General features: G+C 37.1%; 28 protein-coding genes, 1 pseudogene and 1 riboswitch. Of the genes and pseudogenes, 14 read left to right on the top strand and 15 right to left on the bottom strand.

Features of this window, described 5'->3' with window-relative positions:
- Positions 1-46: 46 nt before the first annotated feature.
- Together AB1K81_RS10080 and AB1K81_RS10075 are read right to left on the bottom strand one after the other, a co-directional pair.
- The gene (locus tag AB1K81_RS10080) at positions 47-1,426 is read right to left on the bottom strand and encodes an MFS transporter (protein WP_412976529.1); all 1,380 of its coding nucleotides are present in this window, start codon (positions 1,424-1,426) and stop codon (positions 47-49) included.
- Positions 1,427-1,492: 66 nt separating this feature from the next.
- A complete protein-coding gene (locus AB1K81_RS10075) occupies positions 1,493-2,098 on the bottom strand; it encodes a TetR/AcrR family transcriptional regulator (RefSeq protein ID WP_412976528.1) in 606 nt (201 codons plus the stop codon).
- A 441-nt stretch (positions 2,099-2,539) separates the two neighbouring features.
- Here AB1K81_RS10075 and AB1K81_RS10070 point away from each other — a divergent pair, with 441 nt between their 5' ends.
- Complete coding sequence (locus tag AB1K81_RS10070) at positions 2,540-2,749, top strand: DUF4386 family protein (RefSeq protein WP_412976527.1); 210 nt, start codon at positions 2,540-2,542, stop codon at positions 2,747-2,749.
- 118 nt (positions 2,750-2,867) lie between these two features.
- On the opposite strand, the gene AB1K81_RS10065 is transcribed toward AB1K81_RS10070, so the two are convergent.
- The 4 genes and pseudogenes from AB1K81_RS10065 to AB1K81_RS10050 all read right to left on the bottom strand — a co-directional run bounded on the left by AB1K81_RS10065 (position 2,868) and on the right by AB1K81_RS10050 (position 5,275).
- Positions 2,868-3,617 (bottom strand): ABC transporter permease, encoded by a 750-nt coding sequence (locus tag AB1K81_RS10065; protein WP_412976852.1) that lies wholly within the window; start codon positions 3,615-3,617, stop codon positions 2,868-2,870.
- Positions 3,607-4,379, bottom strand: a pseudogene (locus AB1K81_RS10060) (ABC transporter ATP-binding protein). Before AB1K81_RS10060 ends, AB1K81_RS10065 begins: the two are co-directional and overlap by 11 nt.
- 213 nt (positions 4,380-4,592) lie before the next feature.
- Positions 4,593-4,934: a DUF1048 domain-containing protein gene (locus tag AB1K81_RS10055; RefSeq protein ID WP_412976526.1), complete on the bottom strand. Its 342-nt coding sequence runs from the start codon at positions 4,932-4,934 to the stop codon at positions 4,593-4,595.
- 20 nt (positions 4,935-4,954) lie between these two features.
- Entirely contained in the window at positions 4,955-5,275 is a 321-nt protein-coding gene (locus AB1K81_RS10050) for a PadR family transcriptional regulator (protein WP_412976525.1), read from the bottom strand.
- Positions 5,276-5,838: 563 nt separating this feature from the next.
- Between AB1K81_RS10050 and AB1K81_RS10045 the strand changes: the two genes are divergently transcribed.
- The 4 genes from AB1K81_RS10045 to AB1K81_RS10030 all read left to right on the top strand — a co-directional run bounded on the left by AB1K81_RS10045 (position 5,839) and on the right by AB1K81_RS10030 (position 8,781).
- A complete protein-coding gene (locus AB1K81_RS10045; RefSeq protein ID WP_412976524.1) occupies positions 5,839-6,855 on the top strand; it encodes an asparaginase in 1,017 nt (338 codons plus the stop codon).
- Positions 6,856-6,866: 11 nt separating this feature from the next.
- On the top strand, positions 6,867-7,499 hold the full coding sequence (locus AB1K81_RS10040; RefSeq protein ID WP_412976523.1) for a copper homeostasis protein CutC: 633 nt from the start codon (positions 6,867-6,869) through the stop codon (positions 7,497-7,499).
- Positions 7,500-7,587: 88 nt separating this feature from the next.
- A riboswitch (PreQ1 riboswitch) is annotated at positions 7,588-7,634 on the top strand.
- A 94-nt stretch (positions 7,635-7,728) separates the two neighbouring features.
- Positions 7,729-8,229 (top strand): preQ(1) synthase, encoded by a 501-nt coding sequence (queF, locus tag AB1K81_RS10035; protein ID WP_412976522.1) that lies wholly within the window; start codon positions 7,729-7,731, stop codon positions 8,227-8,229.
- 12 nt (positions 8,230-8,241) lie between these two features.
- Entirely contained in the window at positions 8,242-8,781 is a 540-nt protein-coding gene (locus AB1K81_RS10030) for a VUT family protein (RefSeq protein WP_412976521.1), read from the top strand.
- A gap of 65 nt (positions 8,782-8,846) precedes the next feature.
- Here the strand turns inward: AB1K81_RS10030 and AB1K81_RS10025 are convergent, their stop codons facing one another.
- A complete protein-coding gene (locus tag AB1K81_RS10025) occupies positions 8,847-10,352 on the bottom strand; it encodes a glycine betaine uptake BCCT transporter (protein ID WP_412976520.1) in 1,506 nt (501 codons plus the stop codon).
- Positions 10,353-10,594: 242 nt separating this feature from the next.
- Here AB1K81_RS10025 and AB1K81_RS10020 point away from each other — a divergent pair, with 242 nt between their 5' ends.
- Positions 10,595-10,828 (top strand): hypothetical protein, encoded by a 234-nt coding sequence (locus tag AB1K81_RS10020; RefSeq protein ID WP_412976519.1) that lies wholly within the window; start codon positions 10,595-10,597, stop codon positions 10,826-10,828.
- 370 nt (positions 10,829-11,198) lie between these two features.
- Positions 11,199-12,260: an NlpC/P60 family protein gene (locus AB1K81_RS10015; protein WP_412976518.1), complete on the top strand. Its 1,062-nt coding sequence runs from the start codon at positions 11,199-11,201 to the stop codon at positions 12,258-12,260.
- 185 nt (positions 12,261-12,445) lie between these two features.
- Here AB1K81_RS10015 and AB1K81_RS10010 read toward each other — a convergent pair whose 3' ends face one another.
- The 5 genes from AB1K81_RS10010 to AB1K81_RS09990 all read right to left on the bottom strand — a co-directional run bounded on the left by AB1K81_RS10010 (position 12,446) and on the right by AB1K81_RS09990 (position 15,859).
- Complete coding sequence (locus AB1K81_RS10010) at positions 12,446-13,336, bottom strand: LCP family glycopolymer transferase (protein WP_412976517.1); 891 nt, start codon at positions 13,334-13,336, stop codon at positions 12,446-12,448.
- Positions 13,329-13,853 carry a sigma-70 family RNA polymerase sigma factor gene (locus AB1K81_RS10005; RefSeq protein WP_412976516.1) on the bottom strand — a complete coding sequence of 175 codons (525 nt, stop codon included), beginning with the start codon at positions 13,851-13,853 and terminating at the stop codon, positions 13,329-13,331. The genes AB1K81_RS10010 and AB1K81_RS10005 overlap by 8 nt, the downstream gene beginning before the upstream one ends.
- A gap of 506 nt (positions 13,854-14,359) precedes the next feature.
- Positions 14,360-14,893, bottom strand: a complete 534-nt coding sequence (locus AB1K81_RS10000) for a GNAT family N-acetyltransferase (protein WP_412976515.1) — start codon at positions 14,891-14,893, stop codon at positions 14,360-14,362.
- Positions 14,894-15,093: 200 nt separating this feature from the next.
- Entirely contained in the window at positions 15,094-15,408 is a 315-nt protein-coding gene (locus tag AB1K81_RS09995; protein ID WP_412976514.1) for a hypothetical protein, read from the bottom strand.
- Positions 15,409-15,544: 136 nt separating this feature from the next.
- The gene (locus AB1K81_RS09990; protein ID WP_412976513.1) at positions 15,545-15,859 is read right to left on the bottom strand and encodes a hypothetical protein; all 315 of its coding nucleotides are present in this window, start codon (positions 15,857-15,859) and stop codon (positions 15,545-15,547) included.
- A 251-nt stretch (positions 15,860-16,110) separates the two neighbouring features.
- Here AB1K81_RS09990 and hpaB point away from each other — a divergent pair, with 251 nt between their 5' ends.
- Positions 16,111-17,565, top strand: a complete 1,455-nt coding sequence (gene hpaB, locus AB1K81_RS09985) for a 4-hydroxyphenylacetate 3-monooxygenase, oxygenase component (protein WP_412976512.1) — start codon at positions 16,111-16,113, stop codon at positions 17,563-17,565.
- A 158-nt stretch (positions 17,566-17,723) separates the two neighbouring features.
- On the opposite strand, the gene AB1K81_RS09980 is transcribed toward hpaB, so the two are convergent.
- Complete coding sequence (locus tag AB1K81_RS09980) at positions 17,724-18,278, bottom strand: helix-turn-helix domain-containing protein (protein WP_412976511.1); 555 nt, start codon at positions 18,276-18,278, stop codon at positions 17,724-17,726.
- A gap of 109 nt (positions 18,279-18,387) precedes the next feature.
- Here AB1K81_RS09980 and AB1K81_RS09975 point away from each other — a divergent pair, with 109 nt between their 5' ends.
- Complete coding sequence (locus tag AB1K81_RS09975) at positions 18,388-18,978, top strand: LysE family translocator (protein ID WP_412976510.1); 591 nt, start codon at positions 18,388-18,390, stop codon at positions 18,976-18,978.
- Positions 18,979-19,173: 195 nt separating this feature from the next.
- On the opposite strand, the gene AB1K81_RS09970 is transcribed toward AB1K81_RS09975, so the two are convergent.
- The gene (locus tag AB1K81_RS09970; protein WP_412976509.1) at positions 19,174-19,533 is read right to left on the bottom strand and encodes a hypothetical protein; all 360 of its coding nucleotides are present in this window, start codon (positions 19,531-19,533) and stop codon (positions 19,174-19,176) included.
- A gap of 231 nt (positions 19,534-19,764) precedes the next feature.
- Here AB1K81_RS09970 and AB1K81_RS09965 point away from each other — a divergent pair, with 231 nt between their 5' ends.
- On the top strand, positions 19,765-20,199 hold the full coding sequence (locus tag AB1K81_RS09965; protein WP_412976508.1) for a hypothetical protein: 435 nt from the start codon (positions 19,765-19,767) through the stop codon (positions 20,197-20,199).
- Between the two features lie 106 nt (positions 20,200-20,305).
- On the opposite strand, the gene AB1K81_RS09960 is transcribed toward AB1K81_RS09965, so the two are convergent.
- On the bottom strand, positions 20,306-21,328 hold the full coding sequence (locus AB1K81_RS09960) for a DUF2804 domain-containing protein (protein ID WP_412976507.1): 1,023 nt from the start codon (positions 21,326-21,328) through the stop codon (positions 20,306-20,308).
- A gap of 264 nt (positions 21,329-21,592) precedes the next feature.
- Between AB1K81_RS09960 and AB1K81_RS09955 the strand changes: the two genes are divergently transcribed.
- The 4 genes from AB1K81_RS09955 (at position 21,593) to AB1K81_RS09940 (ending at position 25,038) form a co-directional block, all read left to right on the top strand.
- The gene (locus AB1K81_RS09955; RefSeq protein ID WP_412976851.1) at positions 21,593-22,165 is read left to right on the top strand and encodes a bifunctional transcriptional activator/DNA repair enzyme AdaA; all 573 of its coding nucleotides are present in this window, start codon (positions 21,593-21,595) and stop codon (positions 22,163-22,165) included.
- Positions 22,152-23,069 carry a DNA-3-methyladenine glycosylase family protein gene (locus AB1K81_RS09950; protein WP_412976506.1) on the top strand — a complete coding sequence of 306 codons (918 nt, stop codon included), beginning with the start codon at positions 22,152-22,154 and terminating at the stop codon, positions 23,067-23,069. The genes AB1K81_RS09955 and AB1K81_RS09950 overlap by 14 nt, the downstream gene beginning before the upstream one ends.
- Positions 23,053-23,529 (top strand): methylated-DNA--[protein]-cysteine S-methyltransferase, encoded by a 477-nt coding sequence (locus tag AB1K81_RS09945; RefSeq protein ID WP_412976505.1) that lies wholly within the window; start codon positions 23,053-23,055, stop codon positions 23,527-23,529. The genes AB1K81_RS09950 and AB1K81_RS09945 overlap by 17 nt, the downstream gene beginning before the upstream one ends.
- 96 nt (positions 23,530-23,625) lie before the next feature.
- On the top strand, positions 23,626-25,038 hold the full coding sequence (locus tag AB1K81_RS09940; RefSeq protein WP_412976504.1) for a polysaccharide deacetylase family protein: 1,413 nt from the start codon (positions 23,626-23,628) through the stop codon (positions 25,036-25,038).
- Positions 25,039-25,324: the final 286 nt, after the last annotated feature.

The following is a 25,324-nucleotide window of genomic DNA, read 5'->3' as shown; positions in this document are numbered from 1 at the left end:
TATAACATTCTACCGGTCAATCGCTATCCTAAAGAATTAACTTTAGTTATTTTATCGTACGTGGATCAATAGTAGTCCTTGCACTTCCATCAATTTTAAACTTATATAGGAACAAAATGACAATATGCAATAAAAATAAAACAAAAAATATATTACTGAAAATGGCGCCATTTGACGATTGAAGCAATGGATTCCATGCTTGACTCATTTGTGTATCGATTGCTCTCCCATAAATCCCAATTCCAATCGAACCGGCAATAAAGTTTTGCATCATCAGTAATCCCATCCCAACTCCAGAACTTTCTTTAGGTAACGTTAAAGAGACAGTTTTAGACATCACAATCATGATAAATGATTGCCCTACATTCCCTAAGATGAGGAAAATCGCTATATACACAGCATTTACGTTAATGAAGGTGGAGAGTAGGAAAAAGCTAGTAATTAATAGACTAGAAGCGATAAAGAATAGGTAAGGTGTCCCTTTAGAATCTGCAATTTTTCCACCTTTCCTGTTCAAAATAGCAGCTGCGGCTGTAGCTGGTACCATTGCCAATCCAATAATACTCACAGGTAACTGGTGGACGCTTGCGAATAATAAAGGACTCAAGAAGAAGAAGGAATAACCAATTCCAGTTACAAAAAATGCAAGAGCTAAATGGGATGTGTACTGTTTATTTTTGAATAACTCCGGTTTTATAAAAGGATGTTTTGCCAGACGAATTCGGAGGATAAATAATAGAAATGTAACAATCCCCCCTAAAAGCCAAACCGTGTTATTGGTAACACCTAACAAAATCTGGGCAACGGTTAATCCCAACAATCCTCCACCTAACCAATCAAGGCTAATTTTATTTCCTTCCTCATCACCTAAATACTTTAGATAGAAAGGTAATGTAAATAGAATGAGAAGGGGAATACAGAATAGCCAGCGCCAATCTACTAAACTTACGACTAAAGAAGAGACTACAGGGCCAAGTGCACCACCTAAAGCCGTACCAACAAAAACCGTTCCCATTGCTGTTCCTCTTTTTTCAACAGGGAAATATCGTATTGGTATAAGTGTCGCGATAGCAGGAATGGTGGCAGCACCAACAGCTTGTAAGCATCTCGCTAATAGTAGGAGCCAGAATGAATTAGAAAAGAAACCTAATAGGGAGGCGAGGGCAAATAAAGATAAGCCAAATAGCAATAAATTTTTGAGCTTATAACGATCTGCTAGCTTTCCATAAATTGCTGTACCAATTCCATATATAAGAGTATATCCGGAAGTAACCCAGCTCACTTGAGAGTTCGTTAATTGAAACTCTTCACTTATAAGAGGAAGAACAAAATTAAACAATAAGATGCTCATAGACGAAAGCGTAACAGTGAACATCACAATAAACAATAACTTTTCACTAGCATGATTTTTCACTCCTGATTCCATTAGTTCATTCTCCTTTTTAATTAAATGTTAGTCTGTACTTACTGACATTTCGGTGTAAAAAAGATACTAGGGAGTTAATCCCCTAGTAAAAATGCTAACACTATCTTCAATTAGTTTCTCAAACTCTTCAACATTTGAAGCTAAGTCACCATTCATTCTCCCGTGTGATAACCCGAAATTTTGATAAAGATAAATCTCGGCAACGTTTTTTGGATCAACTGGAACAATCTTCTTTTTCTCCTTCATTTCTTCAAAATACTTAATTAAGTATTCTTTTAAAGCTTGTGGGTGCTTGTGAGAATATTGATGTAAACCAGGAACATTTTCTCCTATTTTCATCAGTAGTTTAAGCATTTTTCGATTTCGATACATAATTCGATGATAATTCTGACTGATTAAAATCAAATCATCATAGAGGTTCCAAGTAAGCTTACTACTAAAAATAGCTCCCATTTCATTAGCGTAATGATAACGATCAATAGCCTGCTCTAATAAATTTTGCTTACTTTTAAAATGTCTAAATAATGTTTTTTCACTAAAGCCTGCTTCCTTCGCTATTTCTTCAGTTGTAACACCGCTATATCCATTTTTAGAAAAAAGTTCGATTGCAGCTGTAATAAGTTTTTCAGTGGTATCTTGTTTACGAGTGGAAGCCATGAACGAATATTTCACCCTCTCAATAATGTCAGTACTGACTAACATCAATATATGCCATACTAAATTTAATGTCAAGGGTTTAGTGAGCGAGTATTCTAACTAATGGAACAAGAGGCTCTTACAAATCGAACGTTCTCATATTTATAAATGCGCAAAAAATAAAAACTTCATAAGCCTTTTACGAATCGAACCGTAAAGGTAACGTTTTTGTCCAAAGTACATTACCGCAAGATTTGGAAAGTAAGGATCAACTTCAACATGCTATCTTTTAGTTAACGAAGTAATAGAAAGGAGAGGGTGTGTGGTTTGATATGTTGCTTATTGCGGTGATGCAAATCTGTTGGCACTTGGAACGGCTCTCCAAGCTTTTCATAGTTGGACGTTTATGTTAGGGCCGAATTTAATGCTAGGGTAAACACTTTCCTTTATAGTTATTTGCTTTTTCGATCCGGCTTAGTGCCAAAAGGCTTAGCAGCGTTTGGTATGGTTACCGCTGTCATGGTATTTATTGCTGGTTTATTAGAAATGTTCGGAGTGGTTGAACCTCTCTCAGCCGTGAAAGGATTAATAGCCTTACCAGTTGGTGTTTATGAGATAAGCTTAGCTGTATGGTTAATCGTAAAGGGGTTTCATATAGGGAAGCTTAAGGAATTGAGAGAAAATTAGTGATGTGTCTAAGGGATTGGGTAATAGAAAACAGTAAAAAAGCTTGAGGTGGGATAGATAACCTCAAGCTTTTCTAATATCAGCGGTTACGAGTAAGATATTAGCGCAAACCGCCGACTTACCCTAACTGGCGTTTAAACGTTTTACTAGCAAAGAAGTATGCGACTATCATGATTCCGACGCACCAAGCAAGTGCAATCCATATATCGCTGCCGACAGTCCCTTGATATAAGAGAGCACGAATCGAGTTTACGATAGAAGTGACTGGTTGGTTCTCGGCGAACACACGGACAATAGTAGGCATCGTCTCGGTTGGAACAAAGGCTGAGCTAATAAACGGTAAGAAAATCAATGGGTATGAGTAAGCTGTTGCTCCTTCCATAGACTTTGCTGTCAATCCAGGGATGACAGCAACCCATGTTAGTGCAAGGGTAAACAATCCAAGTATACCACAAACCGCGAGCCATTCTAGAATAGTAGCGCTAGAACGGAAGCCCATTAAGAGCGCGACTAAGAAAACTACCACAAGCGTAAGGCCATTGGAAACAAGTGATGTTAACACGTGAGCCCACAATACCGACGAGCGTTTGATAGGCATAGTAATAAAACGCGTCATTAGCCCACTCCTCACATCGTCAAACAGCCGGAAAGAAGTGTAAGAGATACCGGAAGCGATTGCTATTAGCAAGATTCCTGGCAATAGATAATTGACATAATTGCCAGTGCCGGTCTCTATGGCACCTCCAAACACGTAAACAAACAATAGCATCAACATAATCGGTGTAATCGCCACCGTGATAATCGTATCCGGGCTGCGCATGATGTTGCGCATTAATCGTCCTAATAATACCCCAGTTTTATTTTTCATTATACATTTCCTCCTTTTTACCAATAATCGCAAGGAAAATTTCCTCTAATGTCGGTTGCTTCTCGACGTACTCTACTTTCGCTTTAGGGAACATCTCTTTGAGCTCAGTAAGCGTACCGGTCGTGATGATTTTTCCACCATGCAAAATGGCGATACGATCCGCGAGTTGTTCGGCTTCTTCTAAATACTGTGTTGTTAACAAGATTGTCGTGCCACTGCCAGCAAGCTCCTTAATAGTATTCCAGACTTCAATCCGTGCTTCAGGATCTAGCCCTGTCGTTGGTTCATCAAGAAAAATAACTTCAGGCTTCCCAATTAGACTCATAGCGATGTCAAGTCGTCGCTTCATCCCTCCTGAGTATTGGTCCGCCCGGCGGTTGGCAGCTTCGGTCAGGCTGAATTTTGCAAGCAGATCGTCGGCGACTTGAGCGGGATTGGAAACTCCTCTCAACTTGGCGATCATTTTCAAGTTTTCCCGCCCTGTGTGCACGCCATCTAAAGCTGCGAACTGTCCGGTTAAGCTGATGCTTTGGCGAACATGGTCCGGATCGCGTTGGACATCATAGCCGCATATACTTGCTTCTCCTCCTTCTGGTTTCATCAATGTCGAGAGGATGTTGATTGTTGTCGTCTTGCCAGCTCCATTAGAGCCTAGTATGCGAAAATTTCACCACGCCTTACGTCAAAATCTACTCCCTTTAAAACTTCTTTGTCTTTAAAGGATTTCTTTAACCCTTTAACAGAAATTACTGAATTACTCATACTTTCTTCCTCCTTATAAAAGTTGTTTTTGCAGAGCATATAACTATTTAGTTATGCTGATAATCAGTAATACTTAGTACTGGTTTAAAAAATAACTGAATAGCATGAAACGTCTATTTGAACTAGCTAATCAGTCTGTGTTATTTATTGAATTCATTTTTTTATTTTTGTTTCATATTCAGTTTCAAATTGTCACGATACATTGCTTCCCTACTAGCCGCGACCAATTGTATCGTTTAACTTTTTGCGGTATTTATCTTTCCAAGACTGTTCATCCTTCACTAGATCATCACAGAAAGCAGCAACATCTTCACCTGTTAGATCAGTAACTTTCTTACCTTGGGCAGCACCTTCTTCTAAAAGTTCGATAATACCGGTGAAGATACGTTTGCTATCCTCCCATTCTGTAGGGGCGCCACCAGCTGTCCACATATATTTTTGGATTGCTTTGTAAGCAGTGTAGTACTCTTCTGGTAGTTCCTTTGCACGTGTCTCCATTTCTTTCCATTCTTTTTTTTCTTCTAGACTTCCGATAATTTTTTCAAATAAACTCATAGTAATTCTCCTTTTTTATTTTATTTTTGTTTGAGCTCGTTAATTTTGCTTGAAACGAATTCCCATTTTTTCCAAAAGACTTCAAGTTGTTCTTGCCCTGCAGCATTGAGTGTGTAAAATTTTCTAGGTGGTCCCATAGTGGACGGTTTTTTCTCGATATCCACTAGATTGTTTTTCTCAAGCCGCATTGTAATCGTATAAACGGTGCCTTCTACTACGTCAGTAAAGCCAAGATTGCGCAGCTGTTGTGTGATTTCATAGCCGTAAGTTTCGCCGCGGCTGATAATTTCAAGTACACAACCTTCTAGCACCCCTTTCAACATTTCTGTAATATTTTCCAAAAATTACCCCTCCAATCTGTATTTTACTAATTTACTTCGGATTCTATGACTGATAGTATTTTGTATTACTGGTATTCCGTATTACTTATTACTACTACATAGTAACGCAGAGTAGTGTGGTCTGTCAATAATAAATTTTCTTTTTTATAAAGTTTTTTGTTTTTGCACTTTTTATGTGCATTGTAAGCCATTAACAGCAATAGATCATTTATAATTTGCATGGTTGTTTTATGCTTCTAAAAATGACCCCTACAATCTGTATGTTGCTTCGTTACTTCATATTCTATGACAGACGGTATTTTGTGTTACTGATATTCTGTATTACTTATTACTACTACATAGTAATGCAGAGTAGATGTATCTGTCAAGGGGAATTTAAAAATTAATTTATGTATTACTTAATCAATTGTCTTAACCTTTCTATTTCCTGCCTGAATTCATTATTTTGCTTTATAATTTCTTCATATTTTTTATCATTTTACAGATTGAAATCCAAGTTGCTATTTCTCCAATAGACCACTAGACTAAAAGTAAAAAGTGCTCAAAGTAGAGGAGATGCAAAGATGAAGTCTGTAACCTTAGTCGAAGAAACTAGAGCAGGTATAGTAGAAGATGTCCACATCGGAATGATTTGTGGTGTGAATGAAAACATCGAAATAATCTATCATGCAGGAGATACCGAGCATGTTACCTACTATCGCTCAGTATCGAAACCAATCCAAGCTTTGCCTGTATTCTTAACAGATTGTATAGCAAAATATGACTTAACAAACGAGGAAGCGGCTTTATTTACTGCATCTCACCGTGGTGAAGATTATCATATTGCTGCACTGGAATCGATGTTAAAAAAACTTCCAGTCGAGGAAGAGGAGCTATTTTGCCCGCTTGCCTATCCATTAAATGAAAAGCCGAGAGAGAAAATGCTTCGGGAAAATAAAGCGAAAAGAAGGCTGTACCATAATTGTTCTGGAAAACATATGGGGTTTATTATGGCTTGTCGCGAGATAGGTTATCCAGTTGAAGGTTACTGGGAAGTGGAGCATCCATTGCAGCAGCAAATCTTAACCCACCTCGCTGAACTTGCCGAACTACCCGTTTCTGAAATACATATCGGTATGGATGGGTGTGGTGTACCGGTCTTTGCGATTCCGCTAAAAAACATGGCGTTAACGTATTTGAAATTAGCTTGCCCCGATCAAATACAAAATCGTGATTTACAGGAGGCTGTAATAAAAATGACGAGTGTGATGAATGAGCACTCAAGAATGGTCGCTTCAGAAGAGTTTATTTGTACAACCTTACTTAATGATACGAATATCGTCGCAAAAGGCGGTGCACAAGGGGTGTACTGCTTTGGCTTAAAGAAGGAGAGAATTGGCTTTGCGTTAAAAGTGTTAAATGGCTCGGAGGATGTGTGGCCAATAGTTATTGCAGGTATTCTCGAGCAAATTGGCTATGAAAATAACCAAATGATTGCTAATTTGCGAGCTTTAAAACCGTCGATTGTAAAAAATGATGCTGGTGTAGAGGTAGGTCAAGTGTTAGAAAAGTTCGTACTAAGTAAGATAGAAACGGTTTAAGGAAGATGCTTATGATAAAAGAAATCTGTGTGGAAAATTTTACGAGGGTTCCGGAGTTAATCGCCAAGGGAGCAGGGCGTGTGGAGCTTTGTGATAACCTCGCTGTAGGCGGGACGACAGTTAGTTATGGTGTTGCGGCTTATACAATTGATTACTGCCGTCGTGAAAATATTCCAGTGATGACGATGATTAGGCCACGAGGTGGGGATTTTATTTACAGTAATACAGAGCTCGAAATCATGAAGCGAGATTTGTTCCAGATGAAAGAGCTAGGAGCATCTGGCGTCGTGTTTGGCTGCTTGAATAACTCGAATTGGATTGATGAAGCAGCTATGAGAAGTTTGCTTGCGTTGTCGGAAGGACTTGAGATCACATTTCATATGGCTTTTGACCAAATAAATCCAAAAGATCAGTTTCGAGCGATAGACTGGCTGGTGGAATATGGGGTGGATCGTATTTTGACGCACGGTGGTCCTGCTGGTTCTCCGATTAAGGACAATGTAGACCGCCTGAAGGAATACATTGATTGTGCTGCTGGGAGAATCGTTATTTTACCTGGTGGTGGGATTACGGAGCAAAATGTAGACGCCCTTGTAGCAGTACTACCTATTAGTGAAGCACATGGGACGAGAATAGTTGGATAAAAATGAGAGATATTGTTTTTGTTTAATAGAGAAAAAGGATTGACATGTTCGGCAAGCGTTGTATAATAGAAAACAATTGCATACCCGTTCGGGAGAGGTTCATAGCGGATACCCTCTATAAAAAACTATGGATAACTATGTCCATATGGGCATAGTTTTTTCTTTTTTTACTAGATTAATTGCTATGGCCTCTCTTGTGAAGGTAAAAACTTTGCAAGGAGGTTTTTTTATGGCACCAAGAACAAATGAAGAAGGTTTACATGACTTACATCTATTAGGGAATCAAAACACGAAGTACCCTTCTGATTATGCACCGGAAGTATTAGAGTCGGTAGATAATCTTCATGCAAACCGAGATTATTTCGTAAAATTTAATTGTCCAGAGTTTACGAGTCTATGTCCGATTACGGGGCAGCCAGATTTTGCGACAATGTACATTTCCTATATACCAGATAAGAAGATTGTAGAGAGCAAGTCGTTGAAGTTATATTTATTTAGCTTCCGAAACCACGGGGATTTTCATGAAGACTGTGTGAATATTATTATGAATGATTTAATCAAGCTACTAGATCCGCGCTATATCGAAGTGTGGGGCAAATTTACACCACGTGGTGGTATCTCCATTGATCCATGGTGTAATTACGGTAGACCAGGTACGAAGTATGAAGAAATGGCGAATTATCGTTTAATGAACCATGATCTGAATCCGGAAAAAGTTGATAATCGTTAAGGAGGCATCATGATGAGAGTATTGCTATATTTAGTATCGATTGTCATTGCGAATGTGGTAACGGCAAAATTTGCTCCATTAGTATTTGGCATGTTTATTATTCCAATGGGGACGTTGTTTATTGGCGCGACCTTTATTTTTCGAGACATCGTGCAAAATAAGTACGGTAGAAAGAAGACGTATTTTATTATTTTTACAGCACTAATTTTATCCGGTATTGCTTCCTATCTTCTTGGAGATACGTTAATGATTGTCGCGGCATCCGCACTCTCATTTTTAATTTCCGAAACGGCAGATACCGAAATATACTCCAGACTAAAACTACCAATCGCATGGCGAGTGTTCTATAGCGGTCTTGTAGGTGGGTTCTTAGATTCAGTTGTATTTGTCATCGTTGGCTTAAGCCCGATTGGTGCTAATATTTTACCATGGGCTGCAATACCTGGAGCCATTGCAGGACAAATTATTGCCAAGACGATTGTGCAGATGATTGGTGCACTGATTTTAAATCGGGCCTATCTAGTAAAGGAAAAGAATATAGTTGTTCAATAATATAGTAATTATAAAAAAACAGACAGGAAATTTCCGCCTGTTTTTTTATTCTGGATCCGGACATCCTATCTGCCCTTTATCCGACCTATTCCAAGTTGTTTTGCTTCTTCACGTAGCCCTTTTACTAAGCTAATTGTCATTAACGCCATGATAGCGGAAAATGGTAGAGCTGCTATAATCATCATATTTTGTAATGCTTGAAGCCCTCCTGTATAGAGAAGTGCCATTGCGATTGCTGAGAGTAAAATCCCCCAGGTGAACTTGATCTTATTACCAGGTTGGTGAGACCCATTTGTTGTCATCATTCCCAATACATACGTTCCGGAGTCCGCAGATGTAATGAAAAAAGATCCAATCAGTAAAATAGCTGTAATAGATGTTACTAATGGCAATGGATAATGGGAGAAGACACCAAATAATGATTCCTCTGTAGCTAAACTTGATATCGTTGCAGTACCATTATGTTCAAGGAAAATTGCCGAACCTCCGAAAGCTGAAAACCATAAGAAGATAACTACGGACGGTATTAGCAATACCATAAAAACAAATTCCCGAATACTTCTTCCTTTTGAAACTCGGGCAATAAAGATACCTACAAATGGCGACCATGCAATCCACCAAGCCCAATAGAATATAGTCCATCCATTAATCCATTCATGAATGTCTTCGTTTAGGGGCGCCATTCTAAAACTCATACGAGGTAATGCTTCGATATAAGTACCGATCGTATTAGTGAACAATTGTAAAATAAATAATGTTGGACCGAATATGATCATAAGAGCCAATAAAGCAGTGGCTAAAATCATATTAGCGTTACTTAATATTTTTATTCCCTTTCCTAATCCAGACCATGCCGAAATTAGAAATAGTACGGTAACGATGGCAATAATGATAAATTGTACCCAAACCGTATTAGGTAGATTGAATAAATAGGATAAGCCACCATTAATTTGAACAGCACCAAACCCAAGCGATGCAGCAACCCCAAGTACAGTTGCCAATACAGAAAAGACATCAATAGCTTTTCCAGTAACACCGTTCACCCTATCACCCAAAATCGGGTGTAATGTTGCACTTATTAAGCCTAATCTTTTATGCCGGAAATGAAAGTATGCAATTGCTAAAGCAACAATAGAATAGATACTCCAGGCGTGTATCCCCCAATGAAAGAATGTAAACCGGAGTGAATCCTTTACTGCTTGATCGGTTCCAACTTCACCTGTTGGCGAACTAATAGCATAATGGCTAATTGGTTCTGACGTTCCGTAAAATACAAGACCAATCCCCATCCCTGCGCTAAATAACATCGCAATCCAAGTAGGAGTAGAGAATTCCGGTTTTTCATCTTGCTTCCCGAGTCTAATTCTGCCTACAGGTGAAATGATTAAATAAAGACAGATAATCGTAATAATAGTAACTAGTATTAGATAATACCAACCAAATGCATTGGAAAAGAACGTTTGAATATTTTCAGTAACTCGCTCTAATTGATCCGGAATAACGATACCCGCCAGAACGATTAAAGAAAGAATAAATACTGAAACGTAAAGCACTATATAACGTTGTTTCATCAGTTACCTCCTTATGTATGTAATACTTCCTGTAGTATGAACTTTAGTATTTACATTAATGTAAACAAGAGATTATCTTTTTCTAGTATGAGCTACCAACTAGTGTGATGTTACTTGTTGTTCTATAGGAAGTCCCCTTTTTCTTTCTGCCACTACCTTATTTTGATAATTCCATCATAATAGATTTTATTACTTCTATTGGTAACAATATAAATGATACCAAGCATATAGGAGGAATGCTAATGAAATTGATGTCTTATCTATTTGTTACAGGAATAATCGTTTTGTTTTCTTTTCTGTATAATCCCATTTCCCTATCTGCTACTTCTAATCAAGCCATATTTCGGGAAGTAGGGGATATCGGTGAAAAGAAAGCTAGTGAGCAAGGTTTGACTGTACCAGTATACCAAAAAGCTAACAGACAAAAAAACATATGGTTCAGGAGGGTATCCACCCGAACATCAATATCAAGCTAAACCGGGAATATTGGCGCAAAGTATGATTTTTTCGATCAAGGGTGAGGTTCACTTTTTATTAATCAACTCATGAATTAACTGTCTAATGAAATTTAACAGTGACACTAAAAAAGCACCAGCTTTAAAAAAGTACCATCAAGATAGATAATACAATCTTCTTTAGCATCCCTCCTTTCCATCTAAAGTGCTGTCTAAAAGGGAAGAAAGGACCCCACTCCTATCTATATTTTATCCTACGTAGTTGAATCAAGTATCTCCCTCTAAAACACATCCACCAGCCTAAATATGCAATATCTCCTTTTTCAGTATAAATATTTGTTAATAACAAATATTTAATATGTAGACTTTATCTTAATAAAGGAGATGTCGTATGAGGTTGAAAGTAAAAAGCTTATGCTTAGTTCTAGCTATATCCTTAGTTTTTTCCACATTATTCTCCAGTCCTAATGCCGTAAATGCAGAATTTAAACAAATGCCTACTGCTGGAGTATATGTCAATGGAAAGATTGTTAATGGTATTAATCCTATTTTATATAATGGGGAGTATTATGTTCCGATAATTTACATTTCCAAAATACTGGGATATAACCACATCATTTTCGAAGAAGGGACCAAAACATATCAACTGACAGACGGTTCCACGATGATCAGAGTGACGATGGGTGGAACGATGGCAAAACGCGGAGATGGGTATATTAATATCAAACCGCCATTATGGACAGAGGTGGATAAGACGGGATATTTACCATTATCCAGTGCGAGTGTACTATTTAATGCAGACATTACTTTCCAAAAATCTGACGGCTCCATCCGCATCACCACCCCTGCGAATTTCCACCTAGTACAAAAAGGGGACACATTATGGAGAATAGCAAAGGCATATCATACTAAATTAGATGTATTAAAAGCAGTAAATAATCTAACTTCAAATACAATTTACATTGGACAAAAGATAAAATTACCACCAAAAGACCAAGTACAGGAACGTGAACCAGAAAAGGAACATGAAGAGCCGAAGATTATCCAAAAGCCAAGTGGCGCAAACTTGGCGGATAAGCTGATAGCAGAGGCGAAAAAATACATTGGTGCCAAATATAAATTCGGTGCAACTCTAGCTGAGGCTCCTAATTTATTTGATTGTTCCTCTTATACACAGTTGGTGTTTTTAAATAATGGGGTTGAGATACCACGAGTATCAAGAGACCAGGCTTCCATTGGTACAAAAGTATCTAGTCTCGAAAAGGGGGACTTAATGTTCTTTACTACGCCTGACCTTTATTCAGATGGACGGGTTGGACATGTAGGTATTTATATGGGCAATGGTGCCATGATTCACGCTTCATCATCTAAGGGAGTAACCATTACGGAAAATGTATTACAAAACCCTTATTGGTCTAAGAATTATTTGTTTAGTAAGATGGTTATTGAGTAGTTGATTCACATTCTAAAGGCATGGTATAGGTAACTGTCCTATTCCATGCCTTTTAATTTGTTTCGTCCCATTTCTTATAAAATTGGATCGGCTTACTCGTGTATATATTTTCCCTCCCTTTTTATCAGCTAGATAGGGGGGAATAAAATTTTCTGTTTCAACTGATAATTTTATTATTAGGCAGCTTAATTTAGATTTAAATGTTGTTTTAACGATATAGATGTGGCCTCTAATACCTTTGGATCCAGTCTTACAAAATAGATACCATCAATATATGTTTCTTTTAATCCATTATTCAAATTAATCACTTCGATGGATTCGGATTTTAATTTCACGTTATTATTAAGGATCTCACTTGGGATGTTTGTTTCAGCTGATGATAGAAGATCTCTTATTTCGGAATAGGTTAACTGTCCTTTTATTAACTCTGCAACAGCATCAATTGTATAACGATTTTCTCTAGCATCACTTTTACTAATTCCTAATTCATTGTATAACTCTTCTTCTGGAATAGTAGCGTAGTAATCGATAGGAATGTTATGGAATAGATTTGATACTGTATTCAAAACTGCTTCGGGATTTGTGTTCAAAGCTGATGCATGCATTAGCTTATCTTTGCTTGCTATTTTTCCTTTTGAATCTAAAATCGTAACATAGGTATCCCTCGGTATTGGTACTAATTTTATACTGTTTCTTTTCCCATTATAGGTCATTAAAATATTTAAGGAACTTCTCCTATTGCTGTAATCAGCTGAATCCTTCCCCATTAGTAAGACAGAATAGGATATCGGCTCTTGTTGGTTGGATAATATTTTATTTTTGCTATCTTCTCTCTCTTCATTTCCTAAATGTAGGCTCGGTACAAGTAAGACGAAAAACAGGACTAAAGTTAAAATAGAGCCTAATGCTGGACCTGTGAAACGCTTCAAACGATAGAAAGATGATTTGGCATTCCTCTGTTTCTTTTGGTTATTCTCCTGAATCTTATGAAAGGTCTTTATTCGGTCTTCCATAGTAAAGGTTAAATCTTGATCCTGTAATTGCAGGGACTTTTCTTGATTTAACTTATTATCCATAAATACCAGCCTCCTCTAATAAAATTTTTAACCTTTGTTTTCCTCTGCGAAGTCTGGATTTAATGGTGTTAAGGTTTAAATTTGTTACTTCAGCTATTTCATTCTGTGATAAGGATTTGTAATAATACAAATAGATTACTTCTCTATAGTTTTTAGGTAAAGAAAAGATCAAATCCTTCATTTCTTCAGATTCCGCAGCCTGGATAACGGAATCTTCGGTTAAAGGAAAAAGAGATTTAAGAGCACTCTCAAAAGCCTCTTTGGTCTGTACTTTCCTATAATGCCAACTTCTTAAATGATCCTTACACTGGTTAATGGTGATTCTATATAACCAAGTTTTTATGGAAGAATCATAGCGAAAATAATCCAAATTTTCATAGCATTTGATAAAGGTATTCTGAACCATATCCTTAGCGGTTTCTTTATCTTTAACGTAACTAAATGCCAATTGAACCAAATCTGTTCCATGTTCTATCATAATTTCTTCTAATAAATCATTTTTTCTATCTTGTTCCATAACTCCCCTCTTTTCCAATCTCTTTAATGACTTTTCCCCTTTGACGATAGCCAACTAAATATAGTTTCAGATTTTACATCTATTTTTTATTAATGAAGAGTTTATGGGCACATTCAACGTTTAAGGGAGAAGCATTATGGAAAATGCATTACAAAACCCTTATTAGTCTAGAAATATCTGTTTAGTAAGCAGATTATTGAGTGGTTCATCTCATATTAAAAAGGCATGAGATTCCATGCCTTTTGATTTGGGTTATGTACCATGGGATTTAATGTAACCCCACAAAACCATACATTACCGAAAAAATAAAACTAAATGTAAGAATACTCCCCAACACCGTTTGATTATGTTTATCTTTGTTCGTTTTTAAGTTCTTCAAAAAGATTGTGAAATTGAAAAACCATAAAGTTCCGAGCAAGGGTGCTACCAACAATAGGAAAATTAACAAAGTAGAACCGTCTCTCCAATTTTTCGAGTTGGTTTCTGATATCTACATCATCTAAAAATTAAACAGGTTTTGGTGTCCATTCCATAAGGGTTAGGTTGTTGCTTAAATCTTTAATACTCTTAAAGCCGCATTTTTTATAGCTTGAAATGGCTCTGTTATTACTATTTTTTACTTCCAATACAACCTTTGTGGCACCTTTATTACGAAGATAATGTAACATCATTTGTATCATTTCCGTTCCTATTCCTTTACCCCATAAATCCGTTTTACCAATAAATTGGTCAATACCATAGATGTTTTGATTTCTAGTTAAGCCGTATGTTTGTAATTCGGTTTCCTGAATCTCATAATATTGCATATAACCAATTGGTTGATTTCTGTATTCTACTATACAAGGTTTTACATAATGGTTTCCGTCAATTCTTGGACCATATTTGTGTTTCACTCTTTCTAAATCCATTGGTTGATCTTCATAGTATTTCAAAACTTTCGGGTCATTTAGCCATTTAACCATCACATCAAAATCATTAGAATTCATAGGTCTAATAAGTAGCTCGTTTTTATGTAACATTGTTTCTCCTAGTGTTGTCATAAATTCCCCCCCTAAAAGAAGTTACTCTAACGACTGAATAATCATCTGAAATTCCTCTTCATTTCCGTTTGAAGTAATTCTGTAAGATGGGTACTAATCTTCTCCGATTTCTGTTTTTGGAATTGCTGGAACTAATAGTTTAGTCATGTTTAGATCCTTTCTTTAGATATAAGTTTTTTTAAAGTCCACTTAAAATCTAGTTAGTTCTCATCTTCTCTAGTAAAAATGATTGCAGCTCCAATGACCAAAACAAAACATAACACTATTGGCATCATTCTAAGAATAGTCACGTCTACGAGAAAGCTTATGATAACTATAGGAAGTCCAATCATTACCGTCATGGAAGAAAATTTTGTATAACGTATAGCTTTAGTGGATGGTACTGGATCTTCTTTGTACATCCATCTTTTCCCAAATAATAAACTCTCTTCAGGTTCAATATATGTCCAAATTAATGTAGCATACAGAGGGATTAACATAATGATAAAAATAATGATAGAAGAAAGATTCTCCATCCAATTCCCCCTTCTCCAAATGAAACTATATATTAATCTGATATCTTTCAACTCAATACTAACATAATATTTGAACTATTTTACTTGCAATTTAAAAAGAAAATTGGCGCTTGTATATTAATCGCTCCTACACATGTTATGAAAATCCCTTTTCATATTTTTTCCACTTAAGATAGTTATAAAAGAACTGTATGAGAAAGAGAGTCAATAATAAAATGGAGAAAATTAGAAAGTAGGTTACGTTTTGACCTACATGGAAGTACATAACAATTAAGGCAATAACTACGATTGGAAGAGTCCATAAGGTGCGAATCATTTTTCGTCTATAACTCAATTTGTAATAAGATAGGACAAATCCGGTATCTTGCTTTTCTTTGTTCTTATAAACCATTGATAGAATTAAAGATACAATTGAAGCTATTACGATTGCTGTAAGAAATTCATACGGCATATACATAAACACCCTTTCTGAGTTTTAGTGTTCTTATCTATTACTACGGAAAACACAAGTTCAAAGTTTCTTAATATTCTCTCCTTTGAACCAGTATCTCCTAATCATGTAATTCAATGAGGCTATCGAATAAATAGAAGTAGAGCATACTAGATTATCCATTTAGAAACAATGGAACTGGTTAACGAATAGACTAATAAAATAGTACGATAGCGTAACGCTGCATAATAAATAGGTATGGGAGTGTTATTATGGGAGCTATTAATGGAACGGAATTTATAAACCGCATAAACCAGCTAAATACGGAGATATGGCTGGATGGAGAAAAAATAGAAGGGAAGATCTCTGAGCACCCTGCTTTTAAAGGGGTTCTTCAGACAAAGGCTTCTCTATATGATATGCAGCACAATCCTAATTTTAAAGATGAGATGACTTTCCTTTCACCAGAAACGGGAGATTCTGTCGGGCTGTCCTTCCTGATGCCCAAAACGAAGGAGGATCTAATCAAAAGACGAAAGGTAAGCGAGCACTGGGCCAAAAAAACGGGTGGCTTTATGGGAAGAAGCCCGGATTACCTCAATACCGCTGTGATGAGTTTCGCTTCTTCCTCTCCCTTATTAGAGGGTAGAGCCAATTGTTTTCCGGAAAATATCCAATCCTTATATGAAATGGCGATGGAAAAAGACCTTTCATTCGCGCATACATTTGTATCACCACAAGTAAACCGTTCCGAGTCCTATCTAGAATCCTCTGAAGAAGAACCTATTGTGGCCCGGGTGGTTGATCGAAATGTAGAAGGAATCGTTATTAAAGGAGCACGCCTCTTAGCTACTCAGGGCGGATTAACCGACGAGGTGTTAGTTTTTAGTAATCCTAATTTCATACTTGATGAGGATGAAGCTTTTGCTTTTTCAATCCCTTCCGATACAAAGGGGTTAAAATTTATTTGTAGAGAGTCATATGTTGGTGGAGATTCTCTTTTTAATCATCCCTTAAGCTCCCGATTTGAAGAAATGGATACCATTCTTGTTTTTGACAATGTATTAGTTCCTTGGAATCGAGTATTCTATTATGATAATGCAATGGCAGCCGTAGACTTCACACTCCAAAGTTCTTTTCACCATTTTACAGCCCATCAAGCCATAACCAGACAAATTGTCAAAACCGAATACATGTTAGGTCTCGCTGAGCTACTTGTACAAACGATTAACGTGTGCGAGTATCAACATATTCAAGAAAAGCTGTCAGAAATCATCATTGGTCTTGAAACAATGAAGGCTCTATTGGAGAAGTCTGAACATGATGCAGCATTGGATCAGTGGGGAACAATGCGTCCAAATATTGTTCCACTACAAGTTGCCAATAATATATTCCCCAAAATTTATCCTCGCTTTACTGAAATCATTCAATTAATCGGGGCTAGTGGTCTTGTCGGTTTGCCTACAGAAAATGCATTTCATTCTTCGATTCGAGATGATCTCGATCAGTATCTTCAAGCCGCAACTAGAACTGCAGAGGATCGAGTGAAAATATTTAGGTTAGCCTGGGATATGACGATGAGTTCATTTGGAACGAGACAAACGCAATATGAGAGGTACTTTTTCGGAGATCCTATCCGATTAGCTGGCCGTCTATACAAAGCCTATCCACTTACGGACTATGTAAAAGAAGTTAGCAATTTCATAGATTTGGAAGTGAAAGAATAACGAGGGGTCATTTGTAATTTTATGCATGCTTAAAGGATTCTTGCCAATTAGATTTCTATTACGAAACAAGGGGAACTGTACGACACAGTTCTCCTTGCTTATTATTCTTCCATAACGAGATAACCCAGTTTGCACGCTCATCTGTACGCTTTTTATAATTAATCTGGATAATAGATTGTCATGCTTAAACGAGCTAGTTTATTACCTGTATTGAAGTATGAATGTGGTCTATCGGCTTTAAATCTAATGGAATCACCATTTTTCAACTGATAGTCCGACCCATTTATATGGATAAGGACTTCGCCATCAAATACTGTAATATATTCCTCTGTACCTTCCTTATGTCCGACGGAATCTAGCTTCCCCCCTTGCTCTATTTCAATGGAGTATATTTCAAACTTCTTATCCTCTGAAAATGGAAATGTAGGAAAAACTCGATACCTCCCATTGTCCTCCGATAAGAAAGGGACATCACTTCTCAACACTAATTTAGCCTCAGGTTCTGGAACATTTATTAATGATGTAAAAGAAATCTTTAACCCATTCGCTATTTTCCAAATGGTTGTTATGGTTGGACTGGATTCTCCTCTTTCAATTTGACCTATCATAGCTTTACTTACGCCACTTAAGTTAGAGACCTTTTCTAATGTTAGGTTTTGCTTCTCTCTTATGGACTTTAAATTTCTGCCTAATATTTTCTGGATTTCTTCCATAATATCACCTCCAATATTTACATTATAACATCCAAAACATATAATATAATGTATATAATATAACGTATTATAATACAATATAACGTAAGTATAAGGGGGTTCAATCATTATGCCGTTATTACCGTTTCTTTTATTTGTAATAATAAACAGTTTTACTCCAGGACCTAATAATTTTATGGCAATGTCATTTGCATCTAGGTATGGATTTAAGAAGACGCTCAGATTTTGTTTAGGTGTTGGTCTAGGTTTTTTTACGCTTATTTTACTATGCAGTTCATTTAACGATCTGCTTATAAAAATTATGCCAACAATAAAAACACCCTTAACAATTTTGGGTGTCAGTTATATGTTATATTTAGCATTTATAACTATTAGGGACAAAGAAACAAAGAATAATAATAAGGAAAATAATGCGGGTAGTAATTTTATTGTCATGGGGTTCTTCCTTCAGTTTGTTAATCCAAAAGGGATACTATTTGGAATTACAGTAGTTTCTACATTTATTCTTCCTTATTACCAATCATATTTTATATACTTTATCTGTTCTTTATTCTTAGGGGGTATTGGTATTGTCAGTTCAACTATCTGGAGTTTGTTTGGGAATGTTTTTCAGAAATTTTTACCTAAATATAGAAAGGTATTTAACATTGTAATGGCATCATTATTAGTTTACAGTGCCATAGCCATTATTAACCATTAGTTCCTCAATTTTATCTATATTAGCAGCTAATTCAGGTTAGGTAGATTTATCGATTTACGATTCACTATTACTGCAATATCTGTCACTTCAATGCTGCCATAACATTTCCGGAAATTTTTAAATAGAAAAGGCGACCAATATCGATGATCACCTTGTTTAGTGGAACAATAATTACTATACAAATGGATTATTTTTTTATCGAGGATTGACTCTAAGGATTGTTCCACAAGGATCGGAAATCCAGTAACCCTCTGAGTTCTCGTGTACCTCCACTTCGTCTCTTCTATTAATGTGATTCTCGTGTAAATATTCTGCTGCTAGCTTTACATTGTCAGTCTGAATTTCCAACCATACATCTTGTTGGGAATAATTGTCCATGCAATCTAACCACAGCGTAGCATCCCCAAACTGAAAGGCATGTGATTCAGAAATGAAGCCCAAATATGGTAGCTTTATCACTTCCTTATAAAAATTGACTGTCTCATTGTACTTGAATTTAGGAATCTTTAGAGCGATGTTATTACCACCTTTGAAATCTACCTTTGGCATTTCCATACAGATTACCTCCTTTAACTTCTATGTTTACCATAGCATCTATTGTTTTTCCCTGCTTCTTCTAGATTGCTTTTTTCCTACCTTCTTACATTAGCAAATGGCTTAGCCAATAATGCGTATTCAATTCTAGTTCAAGGATGTATGCTTGATTTGGAGACCCTTTTTCGAGAAAGGTAAATTTTATGATAAAATAAATATAAAGTAGATTAAGAAGGTTTAGGAGGGATTTTGATGATAAAGAGAAAGATAGTAACAACTTTATTAGCAACCCCTATGTCACTAATAGTTATTTTTGCAGTATTCTTTGGGGAATGGAAACAACCTTTTGAATTAGTCACAATGACAGCAATGTTTAGTATATATTTAGCGCCATTTATAATCCTTTACGCTATACCAGTAACCTTCCTATCAGATTATGTTGGTAGGCGATTCGTGGGGAATGTAAGAGTTTCGGTTGCTTTTATGGTTCATTTGGTATTTGGTGTATTGTTTGGCTTTATTTTTCCATCTAATGCGAGTTTTTCATTATACGGTGTTGAAATTGATACAGCAATAATCTTCGCTTCCATAACGGCATTATTATTTTGGACAATAGATGAGCTGCTAAGGAAAAATAACTTCCAAGAGACAATCTTTTCTAAGTGCTGTTTGAACTTTGCTAAATAAGGTTAATTGAACAAAACGCTTGGAACTATTCCAAGCGTTTTTATGTCCACTTTTTTAAACTACTTCATTAAACATGTTAATAAAGAGCTTTTATTCAAAACATCCTCTATAGTCTAGCCTTCATAGACTCACAAACCCCGCGTGCATCCTTCACTTCATATCCAGCAACCGTTCCAGAATATGTCCCAACCATCTGCCAGTAGTCGATAGAAGCAAGGACAAGCTGGTGCTTAACACCTTTTCTGTCCTCTGGCGTGAAGGTGACATCTAGTCGCCCATCAGCAGAAGTCATCCGCCATGGCGCAAGCGGGTCAAGGGAAGTTTTGGTAAAGGTGATGTCCGCAAGTGGCTCACATTCTCCCGGTGTCCATAGGCAAGATTCTTCATCTGTTCCTGGTACAATTGGGCGTTCTGCGAAGTTCGCACCAATTATCCCATCTGGAGTGTTGCATGCAAACGTTCCCCATACCCAAGTGGTTCGGTAAGGTAAAATAGTCCGGTGCTCATCTAGAACAGCAAGATCTCGCGATGGATCGAATGTATAGGTCCGATCACCAACGGTTACGGTACCAGAAGCGGGATATGCCAATTTATGTGTGTACATTGAGCCACCAGGAAGTGGGGAGCTGACAGATAGCGGTGCCGATGCGTTGGAACCATCAAGCTCAAGGTTCATCGTAATCGCTTCTTGATCTTCTGTTGCCTCAACAGTAACGTTAATTCGGTGACGTCCTTCTGGCTTGTCCGCCCAGTCATAGGCAATTCGGTATCCTTTGGAATCGATAGCCATGGCGCTTGGGAATAATACATGTGATAGATTTAAAGACCCACCACGAACATTACGACTATGCTCTACTAACCCTTGCTTGTCGCGAACATAAATTTCTGAGCTTGCTAGATAGTGTGCGTCCTGAAGAATCATCGAAGACGATATTTCAGGGTGCATCAACGTAAATCCTACCCACTCCTTCAGACGAAACTTGCGGAGAGCCCTTGGGAATTTAGATGACTCGTCTAGTGGATCAACATCATGTGGTCTTGCAGCGAACCTGCCATGAAGACGAACGCCGTCAACAACAAGCTGGTTATTCGAATGAGAGCTTTCGTTGTTATTAACTACTTGGTTCATAGGAATGTAACCCCTTACATAGATTATTTCCCATCATTATACCAAATATTTCCCTAACTTAATAGATTCGTAATTTTTACAACATAATGCTCTTATGGAGGGCTGCTTACCTGATCATAGACCATAAGAGCAAGAATGAGGACGAAATGGAGGAAATTACTTGTTAAAATGACACCAATAAACCGGTTCATTCAAAATACCTTTCCATTGAATGACGAATGTAATATGCTAACAATAGATAGTAAAGAAAGGACGATTCCTGACATGGTAACCAGTATCAATCTGTCATTTGAAGAAATGTGGGATAAAATTATTGCCTGTGATCGTACGTATGATGGGTTATTTTTTACTGCTGTAAAAACAACGAAAATATACTGTCGCCCTTCCTGTCGCTCAAGGAAGCCGAAGAAAATAAATGTTGAATTTTACTTGGACCAGAGTGAAGTAGAAGCTAGAGGCTATCGTCCATGTAAAAGATGTCAGCCTGAAGTCGAAGAGTCCCCACATGTGGAGCTTGTTCGAAATGTGATTACCTTCCTAGTCAACCATTATAAACAGCGGTTAACGCTAAAGGATATAGCGGATGGTGTTGGGATAAGTCCCTTTTATTTGGAGCGTTTATTTAAACAAGAAACCACAGAGACCCCACGCACCTACTTAGAAAAAATCCGTATTGATAAAGCTGCCCACTTGCTAAGACACACCACCATGACGAACTTAGAGATTTGCTATGAGGTGGGGTTTCAAAGCACGTCCAATTTCTATAAAGTATTTAAAAAGATAACCCATTCATCTCCTAGTGCATATCGAAAGGAATGTCAAAATGGAGTGGTATGATAAAAAAACGTATATCGAGGTTTACCCGCCTAAAGAATTTAGTTTTTACGAATGTATTGCATTCTTGAGCCGATCTAGTCAGGAGGTTCTTCATCAAATAAAAGATGGAAGTATCTATAAACTACTTAAGATTGAAGATTCCTTAGTTTTATGCAGGATTCGTTATGAGGAGAATGCCATTAAGGTTGATTTCCCAGACCGCCAGCCAGAGAAAGAGGGATGTTCTCTAGTAGCTAAGTTTATTTGGGAATGGTTTGATTTAGAAGCAGACTTAAAGGAGTTTTATCAATTAGCTAGTAACGACGGAATTCTTAAGGGAATTGCAAAGAGCTATAGTGGGTTACGAATCATGTGTATTCCTGATTTATTTGAAGCGTTAGTCTGGGCCGTTTTAGGACAACAAATCAATTTAACTTTTGCCTATACGTTAAAGAAACGGTTTGTGGAGCGTTTTGGAGAAAGTTTAATGTTTGCGGGTGAAACATATTGGGTTTTCCCAACCTATGAGAAAATTGCTTCCTTGCAGGTGGATGATTTGCGAGAACTTCAATTCACGGTTAGGAAGGCAGAATATATTATTGGCATTGCCGAAGAGATGGTCAGTGGTAACTTATCAAAAGAAAAGTTACTTCAAAAACGAGATTTCAATGAGGTGAAGAAGTCCTTAGTCTCGATACGAGGTATTGGGGATTGGACAGCGAATTATGTAATGATGAAATGTCTACATGATACTTCTTCCTTACCAATTGCCGATGTTGGATTGCATAATGCATTAAAGAATATATTAGGTTTAGAGCGTAAACCATCTATCGAGGAAATAAAGGAATATGCCGCTAATTGGAGCGGTTGGGAAGCGTATGCAACTTTTTACCTTTGGAGGTCTTTATATGACGAAGCGATATAGCGTAGATTATTTATCACCAATTGGTGTCTTAGAAATAGAAGGAACAGATCAAATGATTACATCGATACTATTTTCCGAAAAAAAGGATATAGAGAACGAATGCCATCCTAATCTACCGTCAGTTCTAATAAAGTGTTATAACGAGCTAGACGACTACTTTAAAGGGAATCGCAAGGTGTTTACGTTCCCGTATGAAATGAAGGGGACAGATTTTCAAAAAAACGTGTGGAACGCGCTTACTGAAATACCATATGCCGAGACGGGATCGTATAAAGATATATCCATGGCGATAGGAAACGAAAAAGCGGTTAGAGCAGTAGGAAGTGCTAACGGGAAAAATATATTAAGTATTGTAGTTCCTTGTCATCGAATTATAGGCTCAAGCGGAAAGCTCACCGGATATGCGGGAGGGTTATGGAGAAAGGAATGGCTACTTCGGCATGAGAGGTCTCATAATTAAAATGTCTTTAAACTTTTACTACACATTCTTTGTTAACTCTTTTTCAGAAGCGTATAATGGTTATTGTTCGTAAAAAGAGTGTGGAAGGTGTTAGATTTGAAGCAACGGAAAATATCTATGATTATAATGGTCATTTTAATAGGATTAGTAGGGCTACTGTTATTTTTCACTTTTTCAAAAAGCGAAAATGATGAAGACATAACGAAAGAACCAATAGATAAAGGAATAGAAACCGCAAAGTCGGCTTATCCTGGAGTAAACATCAAAACGGAAGTGTCGGATGAAGAAACTTACAATATTGCCATCCATTACCCAGAGTTTGAGGATGCGCAGTTAAATAAGGAAATCTTGGAATTTATTGCGGAGACGAAGGATGAATTTTTCCTAGGGGTGGAGGATAATAAGGAATTCCTTGATGATAGAACCGCATCCTTAAATCTATCGTTTGATATCTATCGAGTCGTTGAAAATGTGTACTCCATAGTTTTTACTAATGATAGTTATTTTGGAGGTGCCAATGGTCTGCAGAATTCAAAGGTATTTATAGCAGATACGGCGAATCATCATTTCATTACGCAAACCGATATTTTAAGAAATGATGAACAAAGTAAAGAGGAAATATACGATCGATTAGTGCAGGAATTTGAAAGCACAGAATATCGTACTTACTTTTTTAAAGAACAGCTAGAAGAATGGATTCGTGATGAGAATAATACTTTCTCCAATATGTATGTAACGGATAAAGCGGTTGTCTTTAAATTTAATAAATATGAGGTGACGGCAGGTGCTGCAGGGTCCCCAGAAATTGCGATACCTATTAAGGAAATACAAGAATGGATAACGGATGAATGGAGAGAAAAACTCCATCTTGAGGATAAAACTGCAGAAAAAGTTAATCCTCCAGAACAGAATAAGGGGGAAAATCCTGAGTCTGAACTAAAAGAGGAAGTTCCTGTTGGGAAGAAACGAGTGGCACTTACGTTTGATGATGGGCCACACCCGACTAATACGGAGCAAATTCTAAAATTACTCGATCAACACGATGCAAAGGCTACTTTTTTTATGCTTGGGAACAGGGTGGATTTCTATCCTGATATCGCAAAAGAAGTTGCGGATGCAGGTCATGAAATTGGCAATCATACGTGGAGTCATAAGGATTTAACCACACTTGGTGAGGCAGAGATGGAACTGGAATTTCAGAGAACGAATGAGGCGGTTGTACATGCTATTGGTAAATCACCCACTGTGTTCCGACCGCCGTATGGTGCGAGAAATGAACAGGTAGATAATGTAATAGACATGCCAGCTACCTTATGGACGATTGACTCATTGGATTGGAAATCACATGATCCAGATCAAGTGTTAAGCATCGTCAAGGAAAATATTCAAGACGGGTCCATCATCCTCATGCATGATATCCATGCTACTACTGTGGAAGCAGTTGAGCTTGTATTAAATTTCTTAGATGAAGAAGGCTATGAATTCGTTACGGTTTCGAATATCAACTAATCGTTACCTCGATTAATTAATTGTAGAACCTTACCCGTTTTTCTTTTTCCTCTTAAAAAGTGCCGTGTTACATTACCTTTTCAGTTTGGCCAAATATTGAAAATCCTGACTTTTTTTATTATAGTAATCTTTATAAACCTGTGAAGAAGGTGATGGTATGGCAGTTAAGATGCCTTATATTGTAGCTTCTCATGCAAAGCCTGGTTGTGAATAGGTGAAACTTTGCATGAGGTAATGGTCTTCGCCTAATGTCATGATAGGCTTTGCTACCTTATTATCTAAATTT

Origin of the sequence: Ornithinibacillus jepli (assembly GCF_047228935.1) — a bacterium.
Lineage (GTDB): Bacteria > Bacillota > Bacilli > Bacillales > Amphibacillaceae > Ornithinibacillus.
This window is presented reverse-complemented; position numbering and strand designations above follow the sequence as displayed.